Origin of the sequence: uncultured Mailhella sp. (genome assembly GCF_905187505.1) — a bacterium.
Taxonomy (GTDB): domain Bacteria; phylum Desulfobacterota; class Desulfovibrionia; order Desulfovibrionales; family Desulfovibrionaceae; genus Mailhella.
Window position 1 is genome coordinate 1 of record NZ_CAJJIC010000090.1, and the last position, 9,905, is coordinate 9,905.

The 9,905-nt window shown below is 63.1% G+C and carries 9 protein-coding genes; 2 read left to right on the forward strand and 7 right to left on the reverse strand.

Going from position 1 to position 9,905, the window contains the following annotated elements:
* Positions 1 to 67: 67 nt before the first annotated feature.
* From lepA to QZZ60_RS08435, 7 genes are all read right to left on the reverse strand, one after another.
* Positions 68 to 1,882: a translation elongation factor 4 gene (lepA, locus tag QZZ60_RS08405; protein WP_295640458.1), complete on the reverse strand. Its 1,815-nt coding sequence runs from the start codon at positions 1,880 to 1,882 to the stop codon at positions 68 to 70.
* A gap of 122 nt (positions 1,883 to 2,004) precedes the next feature.
* A complete protein-coding gene (locus QZZ60_RS08410) occupies positions 2,005 to 2,694 on the reverse strand; it encodes an amino acid ABC transporter permease (RefSeq protein ID WP_295640460.1) in 690 nt (229 codons plus the stop codon).
* A gap of 2 nt (positions 2,695 to 2,696) precedes the next feature.
* A complete protein-coding gene (locus QZZ60_RS08415; protein ID WP_295640462.1) occupies positions 2,697 to 3,488 on the reverse strand; it encodes an amino acid ABC transporter ATP-binding protein in 792 nt (263 codons plus the stop codon).
* A gap of 14 nt (positions 3,489 to 3,502) precedes the next feature.
* On the reverse strand, positions 3,503 to 4,207 hold the full coding sequence (locus tag QZZ60_RS08420) for an amino acid ABC transporter permease (RefSeq protein ID WP_295640464.1): 705 nt from the start codon (positions 4,205 to 4,207) through the stop codon (positions 3,503 to 3,505).
* Positions 4,208 to 4,341: 134 nt separating this feature from the next.
* Positions 4,342 to 5,082, reverse strand: a complete 741-nt coding sequence (locus QZZ60_RS08425; RefSeq protein ID WP_295640466.1) for an ABC transporter substrate-binding protein — start codon at positions 5,080 to 5,082, stop codon at positions 4,342 to 4,344.
* Between the two features lie 283 nt (positions 5,083 to 5,365).
* Positions 5,366 to 5,800 (reverse strand): thioesterase family protein, encoded by a 435-nt coding sequence (locus QZZ60_RS08430; RefSeq protein ID WP_295640468.1) that lies wholly within the window; start codon positions 5,798 to 5,800, stop codon positions 5,366 to 5,368.
* Between the two features lie 271 nt (positions 5,801 to 6,071).
* Complete coding sequence (locus QZZ60_RS08435; RefSeq protein WP_295640470.1) at positions 6,072 to 6,824, reverse strand: SDR family oxidoreductase; 753 nt, start codon at positions 6,822 to 6,824, stop codon at positions 6,072 to 6,074.
* Between the two features lie 461 nt (positions 6,825 to 7,285).
* Between QZZ60_RS08435 and QZZ60_RS08440 the strand changes: the two genes are divergently transcribed.
* Together QZZ60_RS08440 and QZZ60_RS08445 are read left to right on the forward strand one after the other, a co-directional pair.
* The gene (locus QZZ60_RS08440; RefSeq protein ID WP_295640472.1) at positions 7,286 to 8,782 is read left to right on the forward strand and encodes a cation diffusion facilitator family transporter; all 1,497 of its coding nucleotides are present in this window, start codon (positions 7,286 to 7,288) and stop codon (positions 8,780 to 8,782) included.
* An 18-nt stretch (positions 8,783 to 8,800) separates the two neighbouring features.
* The gene (locus tag QZZ60_RS08445; RefSeq protein ID WP_295640474.1) at positions 8,801 to 9,661 is read left to right on the forward strand and encodes an EamA family transporter; all 861 of its coding nucleotides are present in this window, start codon (positions 8,801 to 8,803) and stop codon (positions 9,659 to 9,661) included.
* Positions 9,662 to 9,905: the final 244 nt, after the last annotated feature.

Here is a 9,905-nt window from a genome sequence, read left to right on the forward strand (position 1 = left end):
GGGGAAGGAGGAAAGCCCTTTTTCAAAAGGGTTTCCTCCTTCCCCCGCCAGATCTCATTCTGTCTTTCTACTTGCCTCCGTCGTCGCCGACCTTGAGGGCGGCGAGGAAGGCTTCCTGGGGCAGTTCGACGTTGCCCATGCGTTTCATGCGCTTTTTGCCTTCCTTCTGTTTTTCGAGGAGTTTGCGCTTGCGGGTGATGTCGCCGCCGTAGCATTTGGCGAGCACGTCCTTGCGGTAGGCGGACACGGTTTCGCGGGCGATGACCTTGTTGCCTATGGCTGCCTGGATGGCGACCTCGAACATCTGGCGCGGGATGGTGCGCTTGAGTTTGAGGGCGAGGGCTCGGCCGTAGGGGTAGGCGTTGTCTCTGTGCACGATGACGGCGAGGGCGTCCACGGGCGCGCCGTTCAGCAGTATGTCGAGCTTGACGAGGTCGGATTCGCGGTAGTCGATGGGCGTGTAGTCCATGGAGGCGTAGCCGCGGGTGCCGGACTTGAGCTTGTCGAAGAAGTCGAACACGATTTCCGCGAAGGGCATGTCGTAGGTGATGACGGCGCGGTTCGTGGTGAGGTAGCCGAGGTTCTGCTGAATGCCGCGCTTTTCCTCGCAGAGCTTGAGCACGTTGCCCACGAATTCCGTGGGAACGTGGATGTCCATGCGCACATAGGGTTCGTAGAGCGCCTTGATCTTGGAGCCGTCGGGGAACTTGGCGGGGTTGTCGATGGTGAGGGTCTTGCCGTCGGTGGTGTCCACCTTGTAGATGACGGACGGCGCCGTGGCTATGAGCTCCACCTGAAATTCGCGTTCAAGGCGTTCCTGAATGATCTCCATGTGCAGAAGGCCGAGGAAGCCGCAGCGGAAGCCGAAGCCGAGGGCCGAAGAGGTTTCGGGCTCGTAGGAGAAGGCCGCGTCGTTGAGCTGGAGCTTTTCGAGGGCGGTCTTGAGGTTTTCGTAGTCGGCGGCGTCGGTGGGATAGAGGCCGCAGAACACCATGGGCTTGACTTCCTTGAAGCCGGGCACGGCCTCGGCGGCGGGATTGTCGCGCAGGGTGATGGTGTCGCCCACGCGGGCGTGGCCGAGTTCCTTGATGTTGGCGCACAGAAAGCCCACCTCGCCGGCGGCGAGTTCCTTCACGTCCACGGCGTTCGGCGAGAACACGCCGAGGCGCACCACTTCGTAGTCGCGGTCGCCGGCCATGAGGTGGATGACGTCGCCGAGCTTCAGGGTGCCTTCCATGATGCGGAAGAGCACCACGACGCCCTGGTAGCTGTCGTACCAGGAGTCGAAGATGAGGGCCTTGAGCGGTGCTTCGCGGTCGCCTTTGGGCGCGGGCAGGCGGTGCACGATGGCGTCGAGCACCTTGTCGATGTTGAGGCCGGTCTTGGCGGACACGTCCACGGAGTCGGTGCAGTCGAGGCCGATGGTGTCCTCGATTTCCTGACGCACGCGGTCGGGATCGGCGCTCGGCAGGTCTATCTTGTTGAGCACCGGGACGATTTCGTGGTTGTGATCGAGGGCCATGTAGACGTTGGCAAGGGTCTGCGCCTCAACGCCCTGGGTGGCGTCCACCACGAGCAGCGCGCCTTCGCAGGCCGCGAGAGAGCGCGACACCTCATAGCCGAAGTCCACGTGTCCGGGGGTGTCGATGAGGTTCAGCACGTACTGCGTGCCGTCCTTGTCGGTGTAGGGAATGCGCACGGTCTGCGCCTTGATGGTGATGCCGCGTTCGCGTTCCAGATCCATCTTGTCGAGATACTGGTCGCGGGCTTCGCGGGCGCTCACCACGCCGGTGTATTCCAGAATGCGGTCGGCAAGGGTGGACTTGCCGTGGTCGATATGGGCGATGATGCAGAAATTGCGGATTTTGTCGAGTGAGGTCATGCGTCTCTGGGGTAGAAGTTGACGGCGTCTTTCACCGCGATGGCGACATGGTAACGCGCGGGGCGGTCATGTTCAAGCGTCCGTGGCTGAACGAAGCGTCATGCGGCGCGCTGCCGCCCGTGTTATTTTTGCGTGCCGAAGCCGGGAATGGACAGCTTTTTTTCCAGCTTTGCCAGAAGCCAGGTGGCCGCGCTGACCATGACAAGGTAGTAGCACGCCGCCACGAGATAGACTTCCGTGGGACGGAACGTGCGTGAAACCAGCACTTTGGCTTCGCCGGTGAGCTCGATGCACGTGACGATGTATGCCAGCGAGGAGTATTTGATGAGATAGATGATTTCATTGCCGCAGCCGGGCAGGGCGCGACGCACGGCCTGCGGCACGATGACGGACCAGATGGTCTGCCAGCGCGTCATGCCGAGAGCCTGCGCAGCCTTGATCTGTCCCTGTCGTATGGAGAGCAGGGCGCCGCGCACGTATTCCGACTGGTAGGAGGCCGTGCACACGATGAAGCCTATGAGCGCGGCCGCGTAGGGCGAGAGATAGATTTTCACGCCGGGCAGACTGGGCAGGCCGAAATACAGGATCATGAGCTGCACGGTGAGCGGCACGCCGCGTATGACGGCCACCACCGCATCGGTGCCCCGGCGCATCCAGGGCGTGCCGAACACGCGCATGACGCCCATGACCACGCCGATGAAGCCGCCGATGAGCGAGGCGGGAATGATGAGCTGAAGACTCATCATGAGGCCTCTGTCCAGATAGGGCATGACGCGCCCGGTAAGGAAGTTCATGTCGATGAGGTCGAGCATGGTCAGTTCTGCGCCTCCTGCGAGGGAGCTTCGCCGCACAGTTCCAGAAGCCTGGTGCAGAAGTCCTGCGTGCGGGTCTGCGCGCCCGGAGCGAGCAGCTCTTCGGGAGAGCCCTGTTCGATGACGCGTCCGGCTTCCATGAACAGTATTTCCGTGGCCACGGCGCGGGCGAATTCCATCTGATGGGTGACCATGATCATGGGCATGCCGTGAGCCGCAAGATCGCGTATGACGGTGAGCACTTCGCCCACGAGTTCGGGATCGAGGGCGGAGGTGGGTTCGTCGAGCAGCAGAATGGTGGGATCCATGGCCAGAGCGCGGGCGATGGCCACGCGCTGCTTCTGACCGCCGGAAAGCTGGGCCGGGTAGAGCTTGGCCTTGTCCTCAAGGCCCACGCGGGCGAGTTCCACATGGGCGCGCTCAAGCGCGTCGGCGCGGCTCATGCCGCGCACCTTGCGCAGGGCGAGCGCCACGTTGCGTTCGGCGGAAAGATGGTCGAACAGGTTGAATTCCTGAAAGATCATGCCTACGTGCTGGCGCAGGTCGTAAAGTTCCTTCGTGTTCTTGAAGTCCACCTTGCGCTCGCCGAGCCAGATTTCTCCCTGATCGGGTTCGAGCAGGCAGTTGATGCACTGCAGAAAGGTGCTCTTGCCCGCGCCGGACGGGCCGATGAGCACCTTGACGTCGCCCGGCCTCATGCTGATGGAGCAGTCGTCGAGAATCTTGCGGCCGGTGAGGTATTTGGTGAAGTGTTCCGCGCGAAGAATGGGGGTGTCGTTCTTATGAGCGTTCATGGTTTCTCCCGGCATCACATGCCGGCGTTGCTGTAGCCGGGAATGCGGGCTTTTCGTTCGAGGCGGCGGAGCAGGGTCACGCCCGCCATGGTGATGGCGAAATAGATGAGTCCGGCGGTGATGTAGAGGGGCAGGTGCTCGTAGGTGCGCGAGGCCACGAAATGGGTGCGCGCCATGATCTCGGGCGTGCCGAGGGCAAAGCACATGGCCGAGTCCTTGAGAAGAATGGAATATTCGTTGGACCATCCGGGAATGGACAGTCTGAGTGCCTGGGGGAGAATGACGTGACGTATGGTCTGAAAGTCCGTCATGCCGAGCGCACGGCCCGCCTTGAGCTGGCCTGCCGGAAGGGACATGATGGCCCCGCGGAATATCTGGGACTGATAGGCCGCGCTGGTCATGCCGAGCACGATGCATGAAGCTCCTATGGTACCCACGTCCAGTCCCATGAGGCCGAACAGACCGTAATAGAAAAGGAAAAGCAGAAGCAGGACGGGAACGCCGCGGAAGAACCACACATAGAAGCTGACCAGAAAGGCGGCCGGTCTCGGAGCGTAGACCTGCGTGACGGCCATGGGCACGCCGAGGCAGAAGCCCAGAGAGAGCGCGCCTATGACGAGAACGACGGTGACCAGCGTTCCTTCAAGAATGTAGGGGAAGGCTTCGATGATGGTGGAAAGAATGTGCACTGTTGAATCCGGTATGGATGAAGGGCTCATGAAGGACGTCGGACGGGGAACCCGCAAAAAAAAAGCGCCCTGCATGAGCGCGCGCCCGACCGGAATGCGGACAGGCGCGGAAGGGGCAATAAAAAAAGGAGACCGGAACAACCGGTCTCCCCGGTCCTGGCGTATTACTTGGCGAGGTACTTGGCCTGAAGTTCCTTCCAGTAGGGATCGGCCTTCAGCTTGCGGTAGCCTTCGTTCACAAGGTTGAGAAGGTCCTTGTCGTCCTTGCGGATGGCCACGGCGAAGTTGTCGTCGGGAGCGAAGGTGCCCACGATCTTGACGGGCTTGCCCTTGTTGATGGCGTCGTTGGCGGGCGCGCTGTCGAGGGCTATGGCCTCGATGCGGCCGTTGAGCAGGTCTTCCACGGCGAGAGGCGCGGAATCGTAGAAGCGCAGCTCGTAGCTGAGCTTTTCTTCCATCTTCTTGGTTTCGAGCAGTTCATGCTCGTTGGTGCCGCGCTGCACGCCGAGCTTGGTGGGGCCGTGGATGGCCTGATCGGCGGTGAGCTTGGAATCGGCGGGAACCAGGATGACCTTCTGGATGGAGTAGTAGGGCTCGGAGAAGGCCACCACGGCGGCGCGTTCGGGAGAAACGCTCATGCCGGAGCAGACCATGTCGATCTTCTTGTTCATGAGGGCGGGCACGATGCCGTCCCAGTCCATGGGCTGATGCGTGACTTCAAAGCCCATGTGCTTGGCGATCCAGTCCATGGAATCCACGTCGAAGCCGGCGGGCTTGCCGTCTTCGCCGACGTAGGCGAAAGGAGGATAGTTGGCGTCGATGCCGTTGACATAGGTTTTCGCCTGGGCGCCGACGGCCATGCAGAGCACGGCGAAGGCCGCAAGGATGCAGGAAAGACGTTTCATGTGAGCCTCACGAAAAGATTGAAAGTGATGATTTTCCCTGCGAGGGAATATATAAAAAAAAAGACCGGCAGGCAATACAAAGCCCGGGCGGAAGCGGCGATGGCCGCGTGTTTTGCGAGGTCGCGGGAAGAAGGCGCAGACGCGGGACGAAAAAAGGCGGCGAAGAAGCGCCGGATGCGCTTCGTCTTGCGCCGCGCCTCGGGGCGGGCCGAAGCCGGAACTGCGGCAGCAGGCTTCGTCATCCGTCCGCGCGGTCCGGGGAACGACGCGGGCGGACGGCGGATCAGTCGTTTCCGGCTTCGGCCTTGGTTCCTGAGAGCTTTTCCTTTATCCATTCCGGCACGGCCACGGGACGACCTTCGCGGTTGACCACGGCGTGCAGGGTCATGCCTTCGCACAGAAGCTGCGTGCGGTCTTCGTTCCAGATTTCGTAGCGGAAGCGCACGGAGGCGCGCCGCCACTCCACGATGCGGGCGCAGATCTGCACGCGATCGTCGTAATGCGCAGGATGACGGTAGCGGCACTCCACCTCGCGCACGGGCAGCATGAAGCCCGCTTCTTCTATCTTTCCGTAGCCGAGTCCGGCTTCCCGGCACATCGCGCCGCGGGCTCTTTCAAAAAAGTGAATGTATTCGGCGTAGTATACGACGCCCATGGCGTCGGTCTCACCGTAGGAAACGTAGTGTGGAAGCCATGTTTCGGCAAAGGTTTCTTCCATGAGGCTCCATCCTTGGAATTGGAAAATGGTGGGGGACGGCCGGGGACACGGGCGCGTCGGGAGCGCTTTTCCGAAGCTCCGGCAGGTGAGGGAAAACGGGCGTTTTTCTGCCCGCTTGATGAAGCGGAGAGCGACGGCTCTGCCGGGCGTTCTTCGTGCAGAACAAACGCGCGCCTTCCCCTGAAGAAAGGCGCGCCTGCGGACGCGGGCGTGGCCGGTGCGGAAGCGCGCGGCCGGTCCCCGCGGGGATGGCATACCGCGCGCTTTGCGACTACATGCCCTTTTTGACCAGAGGGCCGCTCGGGCACTGGCAGATGGGCATGATCTCCACGCGGTTGATGTTGATGTGGGCGGGGCGGTGCGTGACCCAGAACACGGTTTCGGCGATGTCCTGCGGCGTGATGGGGCTCGTGCCCTCATAGACGTTCGCGGCCTTCTCCGTGTCGCCGTGGAAGCGGACGATGGAAAATTCGCTTTCCGCAAGGCCGGGTTCGATGTTGGTCATGTGCACGTTGGTGCCGAGAAGGTCGGCGCGAAGCGACAGGCTGAACTGCTTCACGAAGGCCTTGGAACCGCAGTACACGTTTCCGCCCGCGTAGGGGTAGTTGCCCGCAATGGAGCCGAGCATGACGATGTGGCCGCGGTTGCGCGCCACCATGCCGGGCAGAACGGCCCGCGTGGCGTAGAGCAGGCCCTTGATGTTGGTGTCGACCATGGCGTCCCAGTCGTCGAGATCGCATTCCTGCGCGGGGTCGAGTCCGAGAGCCGCTCCGGCGTTGTTCAGCAGCACGTCCACGTCGCTCCACTCGCCGGGCAGGTTGCCCAGGGTTTCCATGACGGCGCTTCTGTCGCGCATGTCGAGAGGAAGGGGCAGGAAGGCGTCGCCGAGCTCCTGATGCAGGGCGTCGAGGCGGTCTTTCCGGCGGCCCGTGCCGGCCACATGCCAGCCTTCGGCGGCGAACAGGCGCGCGGTGGCAAGGCCGAAGCCCGAAGTGGCGCCGGTGATGAGTATGTGCTTGGACATGGAACACTCCTTGCTTGGATGAATGAACGGGAAAACGATAGCCGTTTTGAAAGGTCAAGGCAACAGAATGTCGCGGGAAGGGCCGCTTGTGCGCAGTCGAGGGGAAAGGCTCCTCGGCCGGAGAACCGGCCGTGCTCCTTGTCGAACGCCCATGTGCCGGGACGGAAGGAGCAGAAGGGACGCGGAGCCGCACGACGTGCCCGGCGACGGGCTCGTGAACGGACGGCGCGCGCAGGGAATGCGGAGCGGGGCCCGCGATCTTCGACCTGCCGAAAGTCCCGTCGGGGACGCGGAAGGCCTTCCGGGGCAAAGGGAGAAAAGAGGGCCGTCCGACGCGTAAGGCCCCGGAAAAAGCGGCGCAGCCGAGGGCGGAGGCGTGCTTGACTCCGGGAGTTCACGTCATTAAAAGAAGGGGTTCCGTCGCAGAACGGAAAACTTTCATACCCAAAGAGATGATTGTCATGGACAGCAGCAACAACCATGATACGACGCTCGCCGAGCTGGAGAGAGTCGAACAGGAAAAACTGGAACAGGAACGTCTGGCCGCCGAAGAAGCGGCTCTGGCCGACGCAGCCAAGAAGAAGGCCGCCGTGTCTTCGGTGCTCTGGTCGGCGCTTCTTACCGTCATCAAGCTCATTGCGGGCATTTCCACCAACAGCCTCGGTCTGCTTTCCGAGGCGCTGCACAGCACGCTCGACTTCGTGGCCGCAGGCATCACCTGTCTTGCGGTGCGCATATCTTCGCAGCCCGCGGACGAGCGGCATCCCTACGGACACGGCAAGGCGGAAAGTCTCGCCGCTCTGGCGGAAACCGTGCTCCTTCTCGTGACGTGCGCGTGGATCATCATCGAGGCCGTGGAGCGACTCTTCTTTGCCGCCGGTCCCGTGGAGCCTTCCTGGTGGGCCTTCGGCGTGGTCATCATTTCCCTTGCCGTGGACATAAGCCGTTCCGCCATGCTGCGCAAAGTGGCCAGAGAGCACAAGTCGCAGGCTCTTGAGGCCGACGCCATGCACTTCACCACGGACATCTGGTCTTCGGCCGTGGTTCTCGCCGGTCTGACCTGCGTGGGCCTCGCCTCGTTCGTCGATCATGAGTCCGTGCTCTATCACGCCCTCACCAAGGCCGACGCCGTGGCCGCTCTCGGCGTGGCCGCCATCGTGCTCATGGTGAGCTGGAACATGGCCCGCAACGCCGTGCTCACCCTCATGGACGGCGGCATGAGCGAACAGGCCCGTCTTGTGCGCGCCGCGCTTGCCGCCAACGCTCCCGCCTACGCGGCCCGCAGCGTGCGCGTGCGGGAAAGCGGAGCCAGGCACTTCGTGGAACTCGTGGTGTCCGTTCCCTCCGATCTGCGCGTGGACATGGCGCACGAGATTTCCACCATGCTTGAAAACGTGGTGCGCGGCGTGCTGCCCGATGCCGAGACCACGGTGCACATGGAGCCGGAAGACGAGAACCACCGCGACTTCTACGCCACGTCCTACCGTCTGGCCTCCCTGCACGGCCTCATGATCCACAATCTGCGCCTCGTCGTGCAGGACGACGGCATGCACGTGGAAGTGCACATTGAACTTCCCGACGACATGCCCCTGGCCGAAGCCCACGAAAAGGTGACGGCCTATGAAACGGATCTGCGCCGTCGCGTGGGCGCGGTGTACGTGGTGTCGCACATGGAGCCGCGGGGCGGTCGCTCGCATTCCGACGCCGAGCCCGTGAGCCTTGAGCTTGCCAGGAAGGTCGTGGACAGGGCTCTTCAGGATTCGCCGCTGCGCGATCCCCATCATCTGCACGTGTATACCGGCGACGAGGGCACGACGGTGACCTTCCATTGCCGTTCCGACGCGGCCACCGTGGGCGAAGGTCATGCGCTGGCCACGCGCCTTGAGGATGAGATTCGCACCGCGCTGCCCGGCGTGGGACAGATCGTCATCCACGTGGAACCCCAGCCCGTCAGATAAGCGTCCGTGCCTTCCTTCGTGCAACATATCCGGGGGCCGTACCTCGGCGTGCTCATGCTGCTCGTGTCCATCACGTCCACGCAGCTCGGCACCTCCGAGGCCAAGTTCCTCATGATGAAGGTGGGGCCGGAAGTCACCGTGGCCCTGCGCCTTGCCTGCGCCACCCTTCTGCTTTTCGTCGCGCTGCGTCCGTGGCGGCATCTGCCGCGCCGCGAGGAGTGGAAAAGCGTGCTCGTGTACGGCGTGGCCATCGCCTTCATGAACGGCTGCTTCTATCAGGCCATTGCCCGCATCCCGCAGGGGCTGGCCGTGGCCGTGGAGTTTTCCGGACCGCTGCTCGTGGCCGTGTGCTCCTCGCGCCGCTGGACGGACTTTCTCGGCGTCATTCTTGCCGTGGCCGGGCTTCTGCTCATTCTGCCTTGGTCGGGCCTCGGCTCCGGCCTCGATGTCACGGGCTTTGCCTTCGCCCTTGCCGCCGCCGCAGGCTGGGCCGGCTACATTGTGTTCGGCCGTCGCGCGGGAGTGGGAGGGGTAAGCGCCGCCGCCTGGGGCATGCTGGCAGGAACCTTTGTGGCCGTTCCTTGGGCCGTGATTTCGGACGGAACCCTTCTTTTCCGCCCCGACGTCATTGCAGACGTTCTGCCTCTGGCCTTTGCCGTGGGCTTTCTGGCCTCGGCTCTGCCGTACGGCCTGGAAATCGTGGCTCTGCGTATTGTGCCGCCGCAGGCCTACGGCGTGCTCATGAGCCTGGAACCGGCCGCCGCCGCGCTGTTCGGATTCCTCATTCTCGGCGAGGTGCTTTCGGCCCGGCAGTGGTGCGCTCTTGTTCTCGTCATTGCCGCTTCGCTGCTCGTCATGCGGAAGGCGGGGGACGCGTAGCGTTTCCCGCGGACCGGAGCGCGCCGTCGCTCGGCATGGCGGAAAGGCGGCGGCCGAGGCGTGTGCTCCCCAAGGTTTCCGACTCGCGTTCTTCAGAGAATCTCCGGGCGGAGAGGAAGAAAACGGCGTTTCGCATGCCGTTCTTCAGTGCGCGGGATGATCGATGAACGAGAAGGGCGCGCGGAGAGTCGGAAAGCGAGGTCTTCGTTGCCGCGCCCTGCGCGGGGGCTGAGCGAGCGGCGTT